16 protein-coding genes are annotated in these 17,730 nt (G+C 44.7%); 13 read left to right on the forward strand and 3 right to left on the reverse strand.

Annotation, left to right across the window (positions count from 1 at the left end; genetic code table 11):
* Positions 1–83 precede the first annotated feature (83 nt).
* The 5 genes from ACNURT_RS03665 to ACNURT_RS03685 all read left to right on the forward strand — a co-directional run bounded on the left by ACNURT_RS03665 (position 84) and on the right by ACNURT_RS03685 (position 3,050).
* On the forward strand, positions 84–884 hold the full coding sequence (locus ACNURT_RS03665; protein ID WP_419700592.1) for a hypothetical protein: 801 nt from the start codon (positions 84–86) through the stop codon (positions 882–884).
* Positions 885–1,314: 430 nt separating this feature from the next.
* Positions 1,315–1,767 (forward strand): SRPBCC family protein, encoded by a 453-nt coding sequence (locus tag ACNURT_RS03670; protein ID WP_419700593.1) that lies wholly within the window; start codon positions 1,315–1,317, stop codon positions 1,765–1,767.
* Entirely contained in the window at positions 1,748–2,074 is a 327-nt protein-coding gene (locus ACNURT_RS03675) for an ArsR/SmtB family transcription factor (protein WP_419700594.1), read from the forward strand. The genes ACNURT_RS03670 and ACNURT_RS03675 overlap by 20 nt, the downstream gene beginning before the upstream one ends.
* Before the next feature lie 14 nt (positions 2,075–2,088).
* Positions 2,089–2,574, forward strand: a complete 486-nt coding sequence (locus tag ACNURT_RS03680; RefSeq protein WP_419700595.1) for an SRPBCC family protein — start codon at positions 2,089–2,091, stop codon at positions 2,572–2,574.
* 17 nt (positions 2,575–2,591) lie between these two features.
* Positions 2,592–3,050: an SRPBCC family protein gene (locus ACNURT_RS03685; protein WP_419700596.1), complete on the forward strand. Its 459-nt coding sequence runs from the start codon at positions 2,592–2,594 to the stop codon at positions 3,048–3,050.
* Between the two features lie 219 nt (positions 3,051–3,269).
* On the opposite strand, the gene ACNURT_RS03690 is transcribed toward ACNURT_RS03685, so the two are convergent.
* Together ACNURT_RS03690 and ACNURT_RS03695 are read right to left on the reverse strand one after the other, a co-directional pair.
* Positions 3,270–3,476, reverse strand: a complete 207-nt coding sequence (locus ACNURT_RS03690) for a DUF2252 family protein (RefSeq protein WP_419700597.1) — start codon at positions 3,474–3,476, stop codon at positions 3,270–3,272.
* Between the two features lie 52 nt (positions 3,477–3,528).
* Entirely contained in the window at positions 3,529–4,191 is a 663-nt protein-coding gene (locus ACNURT_RS03695; RefSeq protein WP_419700598.1) for an MgtC/SapB family protein, read from the reverse strand.
* Positions 4,192–4,589: 398 nt separating this feature from the next.
* Between ACNURT_RS03695 and ACNURT_RS03700 the strand changes: the two genes are divergently transcribed.
* The 8 genes from ACNURT_RS03700 (at position 4,590) to msrB (ending at position 16,487) form a co-directional block, all read left to right on the forward strand.
* Positions 4,590–8,570: a Pls/PosA family non-ribosomal peptide synthetase gene (locus ACNURT_RS03700; protein WP_419700599.1), complete on the forward strand. Its 3,981-nt coding sequence runs from the start codon at positions 4,590–4,592 to the stop codon at positions 8,568–8,570.
* A 162-nt stretch (positions 8,571–8,732) separates the two neighbouring features.
* Entirely contained in the window at positions 8,733–8,954 is a 222-nt protein-coding gene (locus tag ACNURT_RS03705) for a hypothetical protein (protein ID WP_419700600.1), read from the forward strand.
* Positions 8,955–9,175: 221 nt separating this feature from the next.
* Positions 9,176–10,714: a sulfatase family protein gene (locus ACNURT_RS03710; protein ID WP_419700601.1), complete on the forward strand. Its 1,539-nt coding sequence runs from the start codon at positions 9,176–9,178 to the stop codon at positions 10,712–10,714.
* A gap of 9 nt (positions 10,715–10,723) precedes the next feature.
* Positions 10,724–12,805, forward strand: coding sequence for a sulfatase-like hydrolase/transferase (locus ACNURT_RS03715; protein ID WP_419700602.1), 2,082 nt, complete (start codon positions 10,724–10,726; stop codon positions 12,803–12,805).
* Between the two features lie 112 nt (positions 12,806–12,917).
* Complete coding sequence (locus ACNURT_RS03720; protein ID WP_419700603.1) at positions 12,918–13,850, forward strand: helix-turn-helix domain-containing protein; 933 nt, start codon at positions 12,918–12,920, stop codon at positions 13,848–13,850.
* Positions 13,851–13,948: 98 nt separating this feature from the next.
* Complete coding sequence (locus ACNURT_RS03725; RefSeq protein ID WP_419700604.1) at positions 13,949–14,713, forward strand: SDR family NAD(P)-dependent oxidoreductase; 765 nt, start codon at positions 13,949–13,951, stop codon at positions 14,711–14,713.
* Positions 14,714–15,235: 522 nt separating this feature from the next.
* Positions 15,236–15,886, forward strand: a complete 651-nt coding sequence (gene msrA, locus ACNURT_RS03730) for a peptide-methionine (S)-S-oxide reductase MsrA (protein ID WP_419700605.1) — start codon at positions 15,236–15,238, stop codon at positions 15,884–15,886.
* Positions 15,887–15,965: 79 nt separating this feature from the next.
* Positions 15,966–16,487, forward strand: a complete 522-nt coding sequence (gene msrB, locus ACNURT_RS03735) for a peptide-methionine (R)-S-oxide reductase MsrB (RefSeq protein ID WP_419700606.1) — start codon at positions 15,966–15,968, stop codon at positions 16,485–16,487.
* Between the two features lie 424 nt (positions 16,488–16,911).
* Here msrB and ACNURT_RS03740 read toward each other — a convergent pair whose 3' ends face one another.
* Positions 16,912–17,679, reverse strand: coding sequence for a DeoR/GlpR family DNA-binding transcription regulator (locus ACNURT_RS03740; protein WP_419700607.1), 768 nt, complete (start codon positions 17,677–17,679; stop codon positions 16,912–16,914).
* Positions 17,680–17,730 lie beyond the last annotated feature (51 nt).

Genomic DNA, 17,730 nt, shown 5'->3' on the forward strand with positions numbered 1-17,730 from the left:
ACTTAGCATAAGTTTTTTATTACAACCGGGGCATCATTTGATGCTCCGGTTTTTTGAAGAATAGTACATATTAAAAAAAATTCATGATCAAACTAAAATACCTAATCTTAGTTTTCGCGCTGTTTTTACTGGCGTGTAAAAAGGAGCAATTGCTCAATCCCAATCAAGGTAAACCGGTTAACCTTACCATTAAGGGTTATGTGATGACGGATACACTGGAGTTTGTGTTTAATAATAAAATATTAGGGCAGGCGATTGATGACGCATTCACAACAAGTAAAACCGGGGCCCTTTTTACCCCAGGAGATAAGATTCAGGTCCGTAAAAAAGCGGATGGCAAAACAGTTGGTAATATCGAAGTAGCTGCAAGTCCATTTAACCAGGTTAAAAAGATATTTTATGATGGCACCACTTTATCAAATAATTTAGTGCTCACTCCTGTCACAAACCCAGAAAATATGGGTTTACGGTTAAGGTTCAGTACGCCCTTTAAAGATTTTTATGGAGGCCCGGTGGATATTGAAATTTTTGAGTATACGGTTAATAACGATACATATGAGATTACTTATACTTCCGTAAAAGAAGTGAAAAATGTAACCGGGGTGTTTGGGGATTTCGTCGAATTAGAGCCGCTTATCAGTACAGAGTTACTTACTAAGCAATATAATGTAAAAGTATATAAAGCCGGGACAAAAGAGTTACCCTACACCAGTATGGACCATGTTTTTCTGGATGACCCGGATCCGAATAACAATTACAGCGAAGCTATAAGCTTCGAAAAAGGAGCAAGCAAATTAATTTCGATCTCTCCTAATGGAAACGATGATAAAACAGAGATTGGTTCTGGCTATAGTATAGCTGATTTTTCGGCAGCTTTTAAATAATAAACAATTTTTTCAATTCAAACTTTTAACTGATCTTACCAATTATATAAAAGAGTAGTAGGTAGACATGTTCGTGAAAGACAAACTCAAACAACAACATTCTTTAGAGGATTTTTCTGAACAGTGTTCGTCCAATAGTAATCCTCACCTCCTCGTCACCGGGAGCCTTGCCGCACTCGGTGGTTTAATTATATTTTCGCTGATCGTATGGTTAAGAAGTGTATGTGTACAATAAGACCATTCACTTCCTAACCTGGTTCAGCATTCCCCTCTTCACCTGCTGTATTATTTAAATAGACGCCCGCGTAAAGGCATAAAGCTCCTGGCAGCACAGAAATGTCATAAAAATAAATTTTTAAAAAAAAGTAAAAATAAATTTGCGTAACTCAGAAGTTACATATACTTTTGGGTAACTTAAAAGTTACGCATTATGGCAAAGATCATTCAACACCAATTTTTTTACCCTAATCCGCCTGAGCTGGTTTGGGAATATCTCACCAAGCCTGAGTTAATTGCTCAATGGCTTATGAAAAACGATTTTGAGCCCACCATAGGGCATGAATTTAATTTCCATGCCAGCCCGATGCCTGATATGGATTTTGATGGCGTTTTTCATTGCAAAGTATTGGAGATCGTTCCGTTCAAAAAGCTTTCGTATTCATGGGATTTTGGACCGGGCGACGGAACGTTAACCCGCTCGGTGGTGAACTGGACTTTAACAGAAAAAGACAATGGCACCGAACTGCTACTGATACATCGCGGTTTTGAGGGAACAAACAACTTCCTGTCTATGTTCAATTCAATGGAAAAAGGCTGGTTAGAGCTTATCCAAAAACTTTTAAAAGTAATTAACGCAACAGCAAATGGAACAACACAGGCTTGACGCATTCCAGGTAATTGCCGACCCGAGCCGGAGACAAATGTTATACCTGCTCTCGAAAGATAGCTTAACCATTAATGCCCTGGCCGACAATTTTGAAATGAGCCGACCCGCCGTGTCCAAGCATATTAAAGTGCTGTACAACGCTGGCTTTATTTCAATACAGGATATTGGCAGGGAGCGGCATTGCATCCTGAAACAGGAGGGCTTTAACGAATTACATAAATGGCTAGAGTATTTCGACGCGTTCTGGGGCAGCAAATTGAAAAATTTAGAGACCCTCCTTAATGAAAGAACCAACAAAAAATAAATCAATAGAAAATCATGAAAAATCAAAGTTTCAACACTGCCATTTTGGTAGACCAAACCCCAACACAAGCTTTCGATGCCATCAATAATGTACGCGGATGGTGGTCGGAAGAAACTAAAGGCGATACTGATAAGCTTGGCGCCGTATTTTATTACCATTATCAGGACCTTCACTCCTGCACATTCCAGATCACTGAATTAGTACCCGGTAAAAAAGTTGTTTGGCATGTGCTGCATAACTACTTTAATTTTGTAAAGGATCAGAACGAGTGGATAGATACAGACGTTGTTTTTGAAATTACCAGTAAGGGCGATAAAACAGAGATCCACTTTACACATGTTGGACTTGAATCGGCACATGAGTGTTATGATATTTGTTCAAACGCGTGGGGGACATACGTTACCCAAAGTTTGTATGACCTCATTACTAAAGGGAAAGGCCAGCCTAACCCAATAGAAGAAGTTGTAAAAAAAGCCCGTGAAATGAGTGCGGCGTTATAAAATAAGGAGAGAAAAAAATGAGAGATCAAAATTATACCATCGTTTTTACGGTTGACCAGTCGCCGGAAGAAGTTTTTGACGCCATCAATAACGTTTGTGGATGGTGGACAGAAAACATGGAAGGTGGTTCACAAAAGCTAAATGATGAATTTGAGGTCCGTTTTGGCGATGTGCATTATTCCAAACAAAAATTAATACAGCTGATACCCGGCAAAAAAGTTGTTTGGTTTGTAACTGATAGTAACCTCAATTTTGTAAAAGATAAAAGTGAGTGGACGGGTACCCAAATTATTTTTGAGATTGCTGAATATGGCAACAAAACAGAACTGCGTTTTACACACGTGGGGTTAACACCTCAATATGAATGCTATGGTGCTTGTTCAAATGCCTGGTGTGGTTATATAAGTAATAGCCTGAGTAGCCTGATCACTACAGGTAAGGGGCAACCAACCGAAAAAGAAGAAGTGAATTCTTAAGATTACCATAGAAATAACACAGTATCCTTACCTTAAAAGGTGCTATAAAGCCCCCGGTTTTCACTGGAGGCTTTTGGTCTGTGTGGTTGTTTGTGAGTTGCGATACTATTGCCGCTTTTATTCAGAATTGCCAGTATAATTTCAAGCTGCCTGTTTTATACCACGCAAACGTTTGTTTGCGGTTGGAAGCTTTTAATGAAAAAAAATAAAGATTGTTGGTCAAATGCAAAAAAAATGCTTTTTGATCGACACCATTTTCAGAAAGTAATGATCTTGGAAATCTTCATAAAACAAATGGCAGGTGCCCCTGAAAAAACGAAAAGGGCTTTCGGTCATCGCTTTATATTTTAGTTGAACTTTGTCGGGTAGCAGCGGAGCATTAAATTTTTTAATTCTTTCAATAATAGTATCCATGTTGTGCAGCATTTAAAATATAAAAAATAATGCAGGGCAGATGAAAAAGGATTTTTATGAGGGGCTACCACTCAAAGGATTGGACCATGTTTTGCTCCAGCAGCCATTCATTAAACAACTCGAGTTGTTTCCCTTTACCGGATACCAGCACTTCCAGGATCACCTGCTCTCCGGAGCGTAACAGCTTGGAATTGGTAACCTGCAGGTTCAGGGTTTTGATTTGCTGTTGAATAGCAGCCGAAGGATATTTATCCTTAAAGGTGATCTTATAATCGCGGTGCTGAAAACGAAGATCTATCCTTAACTGGATAAAATCAAGCGCATAGAGTATAAATAATGATAATATCAATGATATTCCGGCCAGTACATATTCGCCAATACCTATTAACATGCCTATGGCGGCGGCTATCCAGATAGAAGCGGCGGTGGTAATGCCCGAAACGCTCACATTGTTACGAAATATAACGCCCGCCCCTAAAAAACCCACGCCGGTGATGATGTTGGCGGCTATACGGTCGCGGTTAGAGTCGACACCTAAAAGGTAGGAGCAAATGGTAAATACCGTTGAGCCAAAGCAAATGAGCGCCAGTGTACGGAAGCCTGCCGATTTACCCCTTATCTCCCGCTCAAACCCCAGGATACTGCCGGCTATAACGGATAAAATTATTTTTAATACCTCATCGCCGCTAATAGCATGAGAGGTATTGATAACTGAGCTAAATAACATTTTAGGTTTAACATTAAATATTTTTCGAATAGCAGGTTTCGTAAATATAAATAAAATAAAGTGATGAATGATGGCCTAATGTCGACTCACCCTGTCATCACTGCGCTCGACATCCCTCTCTCCGCCTTCGGCGCAAAGAGGGTCGCCCAGCGAAGCTTAGGCGGGGTGAGTCGACACCGTGTGCTAATCTCGCGGAAGGATAAAAAAAATAACCGTTTTAAACGTTTATACCTAAACAAAGTCATATACACGTCTGTTGAAGCCGGGATGAAATATTAATAATATGCTATTGTTAAATCATCTGTTATTAAATTCTTCAACCCCGCATTTTTAATACATTTGGTCGGCAAAGTTTGCATTACCAATTTGCAGACAAAACGATTATAGGCCTAACCAAAATGATGATAGCCAAGAGCTTACTAAAAGGGACTGAACGACCTGACTTTATTAAAAACGAAACCATTGCCGACATCTTCAGGACATCGGCATCACAATATGCCCAAAATACCGCCCTCATTTTTGGCAACAGACAACTGAATTACGCCCAGCTTGATTCCTGGAGTAATTATATCGCTGCCTTTATTGCTTCAAAAGGTATTGGCGAAGGCCATTCCATAGGGGTATGGCAATCACGAGGGCTCGAACTGCAGGCCGTTATTTTGGGAATTGTAAAATCGGGTGCAGCCTATGTTCCGCTGGACAGGGAAATGCCTGAGGAAAGGTTGCAGATCGTATTGCAGGAGATTGGGGCTGCCGCTTGTTTCAGTGATGCCCAACCCGCGCTGGATTGTCCTGTTTTTGCCGTTCCGGAATTTAAGGACGAATATGGAGACTATGTGTTGCCTATTGGTCCGGATGCAGATGATCGTGCCTATGTGCTGTATACATCGGGCAGCACGGGTAAACCCAAAGGCATTCCCATCCTCCATAAACATATCTGCCACCTCATCCGCTCGGAACAAAGTGTGCTCGGGATAACCCCGCAGGATAAAGTATACCAGGGTTTTTCGGTATCATTTGATATGTGGTGCGAAGAAACCTGGATAAGCCTTTTTGCGGGCGCTAATTTATGGATAGCTGATGCCACTACGGCAAAATCTATCGATGAGTTGAGTGACATATTAAAGCAACAACAAATTACCATACTGCATGCCGTACCCAGCTTGCTGGCTGTTATGGATGATGATATACCATCCCTGCGCCTCATTAACGCGGGTGGAGAAGCCTGTACCCCAGCTGTATTAAACCGCTGGAGCAAACCCGGCAAAAACATATTTTACAATAGTTACGGTCCTACCGAAACAACGGTAACCACTACTATGGTTCCGCTGGTTCCCGGTGATGCCATTACCATCGGTGGCCCGTTACCTAACTATGACCTGGCCGTAATTGACGATAAATTTAACCTGCTGCCCACCGGGCAACAGGGCGAGCTCATTATCTCGGGCCCCGGTGTGAGCGAAGGTTATGTGAACCGGCCTGAGCTTACCCGCGAAAAATTTCTGACTAAACCGGCAACCTTGATGGAACTGGCCGGCGACCGTATTTATCTGAGCGGCGATGCTGTGGTGATGCAACCCGATGGCCGGATCGATTTTCATGGCCGTCTGGACGACCAGGTTAAATTGCGTGGTTACCGGATAGAGCTGGGCGAAATTGAATCAAGATTGAACCAGCTTGAAGAAGTGGCTACAGCAGCGGTTGCCCTCAAAAAAGATTCAACAGGGCAAGATCAGCTGGTGGGCTATGTGACGCTGAAGCCTGGTCAAACATTTGATCAGCAGCATAGCCGGACCCGGCTCTCCGAAGTTTTGCCGCCCTATATGGTACCACTGGTGGTTATGCAGATGGATAAATTCCCCCGGCTGCCAAGCGGAAAGATAGATCGTAAATCGCTGCCGGTGCCCGAGGCTTTACAAAACGTACCAGAGCAGCAGGAAATTCATATCAGCGCTGATGACCCGCTGGCGGTAAAAGTAATGGCAGGCTTAAACCACCTGTTTCCTGGCAGAGATATTACACCTGAATCAGACTTTTTCGCAGACCTGGGCGGGCATTCCTTATTAGCCGCAACATTTTCATCATGGCTGCGCAAAGAAGCCGGGATCCAACATGCCTCATTAAAAGATATTTATACCAGTCGCCCGGTAAAAAATCTCATCAATACCTGGGAACTTGCCGAAAAGAAAACCCGCGAAAAGAAAACGGTAGACAAGGAGATCTTTCATAAGATTCCCCCTTTGCGTTATTTCCTGTGCGGTTTGGCACAGGCTATCTCTCTGTTGTTTATATACGGCTTGTTTGCCGTTCAAATATTTGTGCCCTACCTGGGCTACTATTATGTGGTGAGCAAAACAGAATCGGGTCAGGATAATTCTGGCATCGGTTTGGCAGTGGCCTTGCTGTTATACTGCCTGATACCGCCATTTTTATCTTTACTGGGCATTGCCGCCAAATGGATATTGCTTGGTAAGGTTAAAGAAGGCGATCACCCTTTATGGGGTTCTTATTATTTCCGTTACTGGCTGGTAAACAGGCTAACACAACTGGCCCCTGCACAGTTCATGAATGGCACGCCGCTTTACCCTTTATACCTGCGTATGCTGGGTACCCGCGTGGCTAAAGACGCGCAAATAAGCGCGATTACTATTGGGGCTAATGATCTGCTGGAAATTGGCAGTGATGTGAGCCTGAGCTCGGGTGTAGTGCTGGATAACGTATCTGTTGAAAACGGATTGATCAAATTTCGCAAGATCAGCATTGGTGCCCATGCTTATATCGGCAGCGGCGCGGTGTTGTCTGGCGATACCGTGGTAGAGGACTGGGGTGAACTGCAGGACCTGAGCCATTTGCAAAGCGGCCAAACCATCAAAGCTTACGAAGTGTGGAAAGGCAGTCCGGCAGAGAAGGTGCACCAAATGCAACCCGAAGAGTTACCGCAGCCACTTAAATCACCTTTCCTCAAGATCAAAACCTACGGGTTTTTGTATACGCTGCTGCTCATTATATTTCCGGCGGTTGTGTTGGTGCCATTGCTGCCTGTGATTAGACTGTTGAACTACCTGGATCTGCAAACCGGCGATTATGATTTTAGTTATTTCATCCACGTACCGGCGCTCACCCTGGTATATATTTTGCTTTACGCGTTTGAAACCGTGCTATTATCGCGCCTGCTGCTGTGGAACATCAAACCCGGAACATACCCGGTTTTCAGCAGTACCTATGTGCGCAAATGGCTGTCCGATCAATTGATATCTGTCGCATTGATTGTATTGCACCCGATTTACGCCACGGTTTTTGTTTCCTTTTTCTTCCGGATGCTGGGCTCAAAAATTGGTAAAAATACCGAGATCTCTACCGCCAGTAACGTAACCCATACCATGCTCGAGATAGGTAACGAATCGTTTATCGCGGATGCCGTTACCCTGGGCGAAGAAGATATCCGTGCGCAACGGCTCATCTTAAAAAAGACCACCATTGGCAACAGCAGCTTTGTTGGTAACAGCGCCTTGATTCCCCAGGGATATGAACTGGGTGACAATATGCTGATAGGTGTACTATCGGTACCGCCAACCATCGAGCAACAGCAGGATAACCCCCGTGGCGACTGGTTTGGTTCGCCGGCCATCGCTTTGCCCCGCCGGCAGAATAGCGGTACCTACTCGGCATCGCTTACAACCAACCCATCATGGTCAAGGAAAGTAGCCCGCGGCCTGATCGAAACCCTCCGCATCTTGCTGCCCGAAACCGTGATCATTTGCTGCAGCGTACTGTTCATCGCTTACTGCCATGACCTGATCAAGGAACGTACTGTTTTACAGATTGTGGAACAAATACCCAAAGTGCCATTCTATTATCTTTTCTATATGGGGCTTCCGGCCTTCCTCATCTCCCTGGCTTTAAAATGGGTAGTGATAGGCAGATTTAAAAAAGAGCAAAACCCCATGTGGACGCATCGCGTTTGGAGAAGCGAAGCCATCACCACAACCTACGAAGCCCTGGCTGTTCCCTTTATGCTGGAATTTTTAAAAGGGACTCCGTTTTTACCCTGGGCCCTGCGTTTGTTTGGCGTGAAGATTGGTAAACGGGTATGGCTCAACACCACCGATATTACCGAATACGATATGGTTTCTATTGGTGATGATACCGCTTTAAACGAAGACTGCGGCCCGCAGACCCACTTATTTGAGGACCGGGTAATGAAGGTTGGCAGCATCAAAATAGGCGCCCGTTGCAGCATAGGCGCACGCAGTATTGTTTTGTACGATAGCGAGATAGGCGACGATGTAAAACTGGAACCCCTATCCCTGGTGATGAAAGGCGAAACCCTGGCTTCCGAAACCGAATGGACAGGCAGCCCGATCAAAGCGCTGGGGTAAGTTCCACGTAGAGACGCATATTTGCATCTCTACAACAAAGTGTATATGGCTTTTTTGACACCGTTGTCTGTGTCCTCACAGACAACTTGCCCACAGGAAATTGCCTGTGAGGACACAGGCAATGGGAGATTTGAAATTTGAATTAGCAATACAAACCAATATATGGCCTCTGAATTTAATAGCAGTACTACAATAACCGAAGGTGAACAATTTACAATTGATGGCCTGAACATATGGGCATATCCCTGGACCGACACCAAAGAGCGGATATCAATTCAAACCCTTAACGTTCCGGTTTATGAAATTAAGAAAGATGATGTAACGGTTAGATTTGCTGCCATTGAGCAGTCAAACAATGTTTGGAGCATCTACCATAAATACTGATTTAGGTCAGAAATTGCCCGCCATTGCCTGTGTCTTCACCGACGACTTATAAAGGTTCAACTCAAGATTTAAAACTTCGGACTTAAATCCCTCAAATTCCCCGGTCCCGTCAATGCAAACGTTTGTGTTATTTTATGCTTTAAGATACCAGGGTTTTATAAGTACCTTGTTGGCATCGCCATAACATTCATTTGTATGCCTTATTGAATTACGTCGGTATAATGAAGAACAAGCTCCTGCTGAAAATTATAAACACCTTTTTGTTGCTTGTTGGTCTGACCTCTGTGAGCCATGCCCAGCAAAAACCAAATGTAATATATATCTACGCCGATGATCTGGGTTACGGCGATCTGAGTTGCTATGGTGCTACCAAATTGCATACACCCAACCTTGATAGACTGGCCAAAGGCGGTATCCGTTTTACCAATGCACATGCTACTTCGGCTACCTGTACGCCATCGCGGTTCGCACTGATGACCGGGAAATACCCCTGGCGCAAAACCGGCACTGGTATATTGCCGGGCAATGCGGCGCTCATTATCCCCACCAATAAAACTACCCTACCCCAGGTGTTTAAACGGGCTGGTTATGCTACAGCTATTGTTGGCAAATGGCACCTGGGCTTGGGCGACAGCGTCAACAAAAACTGGAACGGCGAAATTAAACCGGGCCCTAATGAGGTTGGCTTTGATTATTCGTTCATTTTTCCGGCTACTGCCGATAGGGTGCCTACCGTTTTCCTGGAAAATCACCGGGTAGTAGCCAGTGACGCCAATGACCCCATAACGGTTGATTACAGCAAAAAGATAGGTAACGATCCTACAGGAAAAGAGCATCCGGAGCTGCTGAAACTCAAATCATCGCCCGGGCAGGGACATGATAATACCATTGTGAACGGTATTGGCCGTATTGGTTATATGAGCGGTGGTTACCAGGCCCGCTGGGTTGATGAGGAGGTGTCATCTACCTTCTTATTCAAGGTGGAGCAGTTTATAAGCGATCATTGCCAAAAGCCTTTCTTTTTGTACTATGCCTTAACAGAACCCCATGTACCGCGTATGCCGGCTACCCGATTCAAGGGCACAAGCGGACTGGGTTATCGTGGGGATGATATCCTGCAACTGGACTGGACCATCGGTCAATTGATGAAAACATTGGAATTGAATGGTATGGCCAAAAATACGCTCATTATATTTTCGAGCGATAATGGTCCCGTGCTTGATGACGGTTACCAGGACGGCGCAGTTACCCTATTGAGCGGGCATACACCCTGGGGCCCGATGCGGGGGGGTAAATACAGCGCGCTGGAGGCCGGTACCCGTGTCCCTTTTATTGTGAATTGGCCGGCACAGGTAAAACCGGGTGTTTCGGACGCATTATTTAGTCAGATGGATATTTTGGCATCAATGGCTCATTTGCTAAATCAAAAGATCCCTAACGGGGATGCAGAAGATAGTCAGGATCATTTAGACGCGCTTTTAGGTAAAAGTAAACAGGGACGATCAACCTTGATAGAACAGGGCAGCGCCGATCCCACGGCTATCATCAAAGGCTACTGGAAGTATATTCAACCGCATCCCGGTGTGGCCTACATGAAAGATGTAGGTATAGAATCGGGCAACTCGCCGTCACCACAACTCTATAATCTGAAGGATGATATCGGCGAAAAAAAGAACCTGGCCGATGCCTATCCGAATAAAGTAAAAGAGCTCGGTCAGCTATTAAAGAATGAGGTAAGCAAAAACACGGAGAAAAAGTAAGCAGGAATTATGATCGCAAAATATTGGTTAAGGGTATCGGTTGTTTTTTTAGCTATAGGTTTTAATACGCTGACTGTAAAGGCACAGCAAAAGCCAAACATCATTTTTATACTGACCGATGATCTGGGTTATGGCGATATCGGCGTGTTTTTTCAAAACCAGCGGAAAGCATCCGGCGATCATAGCAAACCCTATGAATTGACACCCAATCTGGATAAAATGGCACTGAGCGGGGCACGTTTTACCCAGCAATATGCCAATGCGCCGGTTTGCGCACCATCAAGGGCTTCGCTTCTCACCGGGCTTAATCAGGGTAATGCCTCGGTGAGAGATAACCAGTTTGATAAAATGCTGGAGAATAATTACACCGTAGCTTCTATGCTAAAAACAGCGGGCTACAGCACCACCGCCATTGGTAAATGGGGGTTGCAGGGTGTTAAAGAGGAAGGCCCCAACTGGCCCGGCCACCCTTTGAAACGTGGTTTTGATAATTATTATGGCTATATGCGGCATGCTGATGGTCATGAGCATTATCCGTTTGAGGGTTTATATCGTGGCAAAAAACAGGTATGGGATAATTACAAGGAAGTATCAGCCGGTCTAAGCAAATGCTATACCGCCGACTTATGGACCGCGGCCGCCAAAAAATGGATCGTCGACCACAAAAATGGAAAAGATGCCAATAAACCATTTTTTATGTACCTGGCTTATGATACGCCTCATGCGGTTATCGAATTGCCTACGCAGGCTTATCCCGTTGGCAAAGGTCTAAAGGGCGGCTTGCAATGGTTAGGCGATGCGGGGCACATGATCAATACGGCCTCAGGAGCGATTGACTCTTATATGTACCCCGAGTATGCTAACGCTACTTATGACGATGATCATAACCCAACCACGCCCGAAGTGCCCTGGCCCAATACTTATAAAAGATATGCCACAGCAGTGCGCAGGATAGATGACGCGGTAGGCGATATCAGGCAATTACTCACTGATCTGAACATGGCCGATAATACGCTGGTGATCTTTACCTCTGATAATGGTCCATCTATTGAATCCTATTTACCGGCCGCTTTTGTGCCTAATCATCCTACATTTTTTGGGAGTTATGGTCCGTTTGATGGTATAAAGCGAGATTGCTGGGAGGGCGGACTAAGAATGCCAACGATAGCTGTATGGCCAAGCCGTATTAAGGCCGGGAAAGTGGTCAATACACCCTCCATGCTGTCGGACTGGATGCCCACCTTTGCCGATGTTGCGCACATTCCGGCTCCGGCACGTACAGATGGTGTTTCTTTGCTACCCTCATTAACCGGCATAGGCAAGCCAAAACAAGGTCTGGTATATGTGGAGTATTTTGAAGGCGGTAAAACACCCGATTTCAAAGAATTTGAAGCCGACAAACGCGGAAGAAAGCGCGACCAGATGCAAGCCATCCGCATAGGTGACCTGGTGGGTGTGCGTTATGCTATTAAAACCGCGGATGACGACTTTGAAATTTACAATGCCATAAGTGATCCTAAAGAAATAACCAACCTGGCCACCAGGCCTGGCTATGCGAAAACTCAGGAAGCAATGAAAGCAAAGATATTGCAGCTGCGGCACCCGGATGCAGAAGCTCCACGGCCCTATGATAACGAGCCTATACCGGCAGATAAAGTTGCAGCCAAACTATTACCGGGCCTTTCCTGGAAGTATTATGCCGGGAAATTCCCTTGGGTAGCTAAAATGGATGGGCTTGTGGCGACTACCAAAGGAACAAGCCAAATGGTAAACGGTACAGAAGCAGGCAGTAAACAAGGCATGGTATGTTATCAGGGCTTTATAAAAATCCCTGCGGATGGGCATTATACCTTCTCACTACAGGCATCCGGAAAAGCCTATCTGCGTTTGCATGAGGCCACATTGATCGATGCCGATTTTGGATATCAATCGGGTACGGTGCTTACGCAGGAAGTCAATCTACAAGCCGGTACCCATGCCATAACCCTGTACTATCTGTTGCCGGCGGGCGGTACGCCACAGGTAACGCTTAAATGTATGGGGCAAGATGGAATAGATATGGGCGGGAGGTATCAGGCGTTCAGTCATTGAGCCTTGAGTTTAAAAGTTATAAGTCTTGAGTCATAAAAATTGATTTGAGACTTTCGGCTAAAGACTTATGACTTAACCGTAGTATATTTGAATTTTATAAATTCTTTGTGCCATGGATGTTACTACGCTGAATGATTTTTACGAACACGCTGCTTCTGTAAGCGGCGAAAGTGTGAACTCGTTATTGCCCGAAGGTATCAACAAAGAGATTGGCCATTTCAATATATTTGATGTGGCTGAACTTTTTACCCGTATCAAAAAATCGCCCGGATTGATGCCCTATAACCGCCGGGCTTACTACAAAATAAGCCTGATTAGTGGTCATAGTATGGCTGAGTATGCCGACAAAACCATCGAGATCGAAAAGAATGCCCTGCTTTTCGCCACTCCCAAAATACCCTATAACTGGGTGCCACAGACTGATCAGCAATTGGGTTTCTTTTGCATTTTTACAGCCGATTTCCTGTTGCCCAGTAAAAGCGGTGTAGTATTGGATGAGCTACCTATATTTAAGCCGGGTGGTTACCCCGTGTTTCAGCTGAGTGATCAAGAGGCGGCCGATATTCGTTACATTTTCAGAAAAATGAGTGAAGAGATAGGTTCGAACTATGCTTATAAATATGACCTGCTGCGCAACTATGTATTGGAGCTGATCCATTACGGGCAAAAGCTGCAGCCGCTTACCACGCTGTATGCGGGGCATAATGCCTCGGCGCGAGTATCATCCCTGTTTATTGAATTGTTGGAACGGCAGTTCCCTATCGATTCGCCGCACCAGAAGATCAGCTTACGCACTGCCAAAGATTATGCCGACAGACTGTCCGTCCATATTAACCACCTCAATAAAGTGCTTAAAGAAAATACGGGTAAAACCACTACCGAGCATATCAGCAACCGGATTATACAGGAAGCCAAGATCCTGCTGAAACAAACCGCCTGGAACATTTCGGAGATCGCGTATTGCCTGGGTTTTGAGGAAGTGGCACATTTTTCTACCTTTTTTAAAAAGCAAACTAATATTGCTCCGCTAAAATTTCGCACGTAAGCGATATTTGAATTTTGCAAAAAAAGGATTGATATTCACAAACGGCTGAGCCATCATTTACCTGAACTTTGTTTTATCAAAATCAAGATAAAACAACAATGTCAACAAATCATAAAATTGCCCTGGTGACCGGCGGCAGCCGCGGTTTAGGGAAAGATATGGCGCTTAAACTTGCTCAAAAAGGCTTGGACGTCATTATAACATACAACAGCAGAAAAGAAGATGCCCTGGCCGTAGTAGCTCAGGTTGAGCAAGCCGGCAGTAAGGCGGCAGCTCTGCAACTCAATGTAGGAGATATAAAAAGCTTCGGTACCTTTTTTGAAGAGCTAACCGGTATGCTGAAAAATACATTTAATACAGATCACTTCGACTTTTTGATCAACAACGGCGGCATCGGTGGTCACGCGCCTTTTGGTCAGGTTACCGAACAAATGTTTGACGAACTGTTGAACATCCATTTTAAAGGTGTTTACTTTTTAACACAGGGAGCACTCAACCTGCTGAACGATGGCGGCGGCATCATCAATATATCATCAGGGTTGGCCCGTTTCAGTATGCCCGGCCCTTCAGCCTATGCCTCCATGAAAGGCGCGGTTGAGGTGTTTACCCGGTACCTGGCTGTTGAACTGGGAGGCCGTCGTATTAGGGCAAACATTGTTGCTCCCGGCGCCATTGCTACAGATTTTTCGGGTGGCCGGGTTCGGGACGATGCAAACTTAAATCAAATGGTAAGCAACGCAACTGCCTTAGGTCGTGTAGGCCAACCAGAAGATATCGGTGGTGTGGTAGCCTTTTTATGTACCGAGGATGCCCGCTGGATAAATGCCCAGCGTATCGAAGTATCAGGTGGTATGCACATCTGATCATGTGAGATACAACAGATGATACGGGTCGAACACGCGATATCGACTCACGACATCGCTGCGCTCGTCACCCCTCTATGCGCGAAGCGGAGAGAGGGGGTTTTATTTTCTTTCTTCTCAACCCTCTTTCCGGCAAAGCCGCAGAGAGGGTGGTCCAGCGAAGCGTAGACCGGGTGAGTCGATTATGCATCATGCTATTTCTCATTAAGGTTTGAACGATGTCTAATCATAGGCCATTACTTTTTTAAGAGTAAAACCCGCTTTATTATAAGGCGGGTTTTGCCGTTACAGGGAAATCGTTTATCACAACTTGAATATATTTCATAAAACCTCGTAATCTTGCTGTAAGGTTTATCCGCTTTGACCGACTAAGCCTCAAAACAGTGATCGGTTGTCTGAAGCAGATTGTCAGCCTATCATCACATTCAGCTAAATAAAATATATTTAATTAACCGGGGGCAAACTTATTACGTTAGTAGTAATAGAACCCGATTAAGTATAAAACGTAAAATCTAAATTTCAATGAAAAAGAATATCGCTCTTTTAATATTGTTCATCGCTAATTGCACTGCCGCCTTTGCCATGGCAGGCAATACGCATATTGACCAACCGCCAACCGGCAGCCCGCACATTGCAAAAGGACTGGATACTGCTACCTTCGCCACAGGCTGTTTCTGGTGTACCGAAGCCAAGTTCCAACAGCTAAAGGGGGTAAAAAAAGTGATCTCGGGTTTTAGCGGCGGCCATGTGGCCCATCCTACCTATGAACAGGTTTGTACCGGCACTACCGGGCATGCCGAAGCTTGTAATATTATTTATGATCCGGCTCAGATCTCTTTTGACGAACTCCTGGAGGCCTTTTTTGTAGCCCATGATCCTACCCAGCTTAACCGCCAGGGCAATGATGTGGGTACGCAATACCGTTCGGCCATATTTTATCACAATGCGACTCAAAAACAAAAAGCCGATTACTACATTGGCAAGCTCAACGCAGAGAAGGCGTACAAAAGTAATATCGTAACCCAGGTGGTGCCATATAAGGTATTTTACAAGGCCGAAGATTACCATCAGAACTATTTTAACCAGAATGGCAGTCAGCCTTATTGCAAATACGTGATACAGCCCGAACTGGAAAAATTCAAAAAGGTATTCAAAGACAAATTGAAGTCATAACAAATTAGTTTGAACGTTTAAATGCCCCAAGAGAAAAAAGCCACTAATTCACTAAATCAATAATTCACTAATTATACTGATGAGAGCAATAATTTTAGCAGGCATACTGGTGCTTTTTTTTGGAGCCGCCAATGCCCAGCACCTGAAAAGCGACAAAGGACACGAAAAGAACCCCTACTACTCCAATACCGATACCAAAAAACTGAATGTACCCGATGCGGAGTGGAAAAAGATATTACCACCTGCCTTATATGCCACTGCAAGGGAGCAGGCCACGGAAGCTCCGTTTACAGGCCAGTATTGGGATAAAAACGCCAAAGGAACCTACTATTGCGCCGTATGTGGTAACGAACTATTCCGGTCTGATGCTAAGTTTGCCAGCAATTGTGGTTGGCCAAGTTTTTACCAGGCCGTAAGGAAAAACAGTGTGATTTACCGGGAGGATAACTCGGTTGGCATGCAGCGCACGGAAGTGCTTTGCGCACGATGTGGCTCGCACCTGGGGCATATATTTGATGATGGCCCTGCCCCAACCTATAAAAGGTATTGCATGAACTCCATCTCACTTGATTTTGCCCCTGACGCATTGAGCGGGAAATAGAGTCGGAATAGAATCAAGAGATAAGAGTCAGGAATCAAGAGCTTCACTCTACCTCTCCAAAGAGAATAGCCCATGAAAAGGCATAAGCGAAAACTAAGCATCTATCGACTCACCGACATCGCTGCGCTCGTCACCCCTCTCTCCGCTTCGCGCATAGAGGGGGTTCTTTCTTTTTTTCTTTACCCTCTTTGCGGCAAAGCCGCAGAGAGGGTGGTCCAGCGAAGCGTAGACCGGGTGAGTCGGCTATGCGACTTGTTTTTAGCCTTGTAAGTTTAAACTCTGCCTCTTCATGGGCTATTACTCTCCAATGGTGAGCGCTTTAAAGTCTTTTTAAAGTCTTTCCCTTTGGGGAAGATTATTACATAAGGGCTTCGCCGTTTAGAGGGCTCTTGATTCCTGGCTCTTATTTCTTGCTTCTCAAAAGCTACTTGATCAGTATCCCCGCTTCCCTAAACCCACTCAGGTCTGCGTTGGATGGATCCTTTTCGGTAACAATAACATCAATAGCATTCGCCGCGCAAACATAATAAGGGTCGGACGCGCCTATTTTATCATAAGTGGATAAAGCGATCACATATTTCGATGTTTCGATCATGGCTCTGTCTACCAGGCTTTCCTGGTAAGTAAAGCCGGTGATGCCCAATTTCAGATCGATACTGCAAATACCCAGCAGGCATACATCAGCCCTAAAATTGCGGATAGCTTCGATAGTTTCATGCCCGGTAGTTGAAAAGGCGTGTTTATTGAGCTCGCCACCAATAAAAAAAACGGTAACATGAGGATAATCTTCTAAGATAGACACCACCGGAAAGCTGTTGGTAATAACGGTTAAGTTGATGTCTCTTGGTAAAGCGGCAATAACCGCGGTAGTGGTGGTGCCCCCGTTAAGAATGATAACCTGCCCGGGTTTTATAAACTCTAAAGCTTTTTGAGCTATTACTTTTTTATGATGGGTATCAATATGCTGACGTTCCTTAAAATGCGGATGTACGGGTGAGCCCATAATAGCGCCACCCCGAACGGCTTTCAGCAGGCCTTTGTCTGATAATTCTTTAATATCTCTTCTAACCGTATCTGTAGACACATTGAGCAAGCGGCTCAGATCGTCCAAAACTACTTTATTGTCCTGTGCAATCTGTTCAATTATTTTTTGAAGACGTTCTTCTTTCAGCATAAAAACAAATATAAGCATAAATTACTTATTGCAAATTGTTGCATAAAATTAACATTTAATTTGCAATTA

Origin of the sequence: Mucilaginibacter sp. NFX135, from assembly GCF_048565145.1 — a bacterium.
GTDB lineage: Bacteria > Bacteroidota > Bacteroidia > Sphingobacteriales > Sphingobacteriaceae > Mucilaginibacter.

Excerpts from the sequence above, each read along its gene's own strand:
- ACNURT_RS03740 (WP_419700607.1), bottom strand. The coding sequence starts at position 17,679 with ATGCTTATATTTGTTTTTATGCTGAAAGAAGAACGTCTTCAAAAAATA.
- msrB (WP_419700606.1), top strand. The coding sequence starts at position 15,966 with ATGAGAGCAATAATTTTAGCAGGCATACTGGTGCTTTTTTTTGGAGCC.
- ACNURT_RS03710 (WP_419700601.1), top strand. The coding sequence starts at position 9,176 with ATGAAGAACAAGCTCCTGCTGAAAATTATAAACACCTTTTTGTTGCTT.
- ACNURT_RS03725 (WP_419700604.1), top strand. The coding sequence starts at position 13,949 with ATGTCAACAAATCATAAAATTGCCCTGGTGACCGGCGGCAGCCGCGGT.
- ACNURT_RS03670 (WP_419700593.1), top strand. The coding sequence starts at position 1,315 with ATGGCAAAGATCATTCAACACCAATTTTTTTACCCTAATCCGCCTGAG.
- ACNURT_RS03665 (WP_419700592.1), top strand. The coding sequence starts at position 84 with ATGATCAAACTAAAATACCTAATCTTAGTTTTCGCGCTGTTTTTACTG.
- ACNURT_RS03705 (WP_419700600.1), top strand. The coding sequence starts at position 8,733 with ATGGCCTCTGAATTTAATAGCAGTACTACAATAACCGAAGGTGAACAA.
- msrA (WP_419700605.1), top strand. The coding sequence starts at position 15,236 with ATGAAAAAGAATATCGCTCTTTTAATATTGTTCATCGCTAATTGCACT.
- ACNURT_RS03720 (WP_419700603.1), top strand. The coding sequence starts at position 12,918 with ATGGATGTTACTACGCTGAATGATTTTTACGAACACGCTGCTTCTGTA.
- ACNURT_RS03715 (WP_419700602.1), top strand. The coding sequence starts at position 10,724 with ATGATCGCAAAATATTGGTTAAGGGTATCGGTTGTTTTTTTAGCTATA.
- ACNURT_RS03700 (WP_419700599.1), top strand. The coding sequence starts at position 4,590 with ATGATGATAGCCAAGAGCTTACTAAAAGGGACTGAACGACCTGACTTT.
- ACNURT_RS03690 (WP_419700597.1), bottom strand. The coding sequence starts at position 3,476 with ATGCTGCACAACATGGATACTATTATTGAAAGAATTAAAAAATTTAAT.
- ACNURT_RS03685 (WP_419700596.1), top strand. The coding sequence starts at position 2,592 with ATGAGAGATCAAAATTATACCATCGTTTTTACGGTTGACCAGTCGCCG.
- ACNURT_RS03675 (WP_419700594.1), top strand. The coding sequence starts at position 1,748 with ATGGAACAACACAGGCTTGACGCATTCCAGGTAATTGCCGACCCGAGC.
- ACNURT_RS03680 (WP_419700595.1), top strand. The coding sequence starts at position 2,089 with ATGAAAAATCAAAGTTTCAACACTGCCATTTTGGTAGACCAAACCCCA.
- ACNURT_RS03695 (WP_419700598.1), bottom strand. The coding sequence starts at position 4,191 with ATGTTATTTAGCTCAGTTATCAATACCTCTCATGCTATTAGCGGCGAT.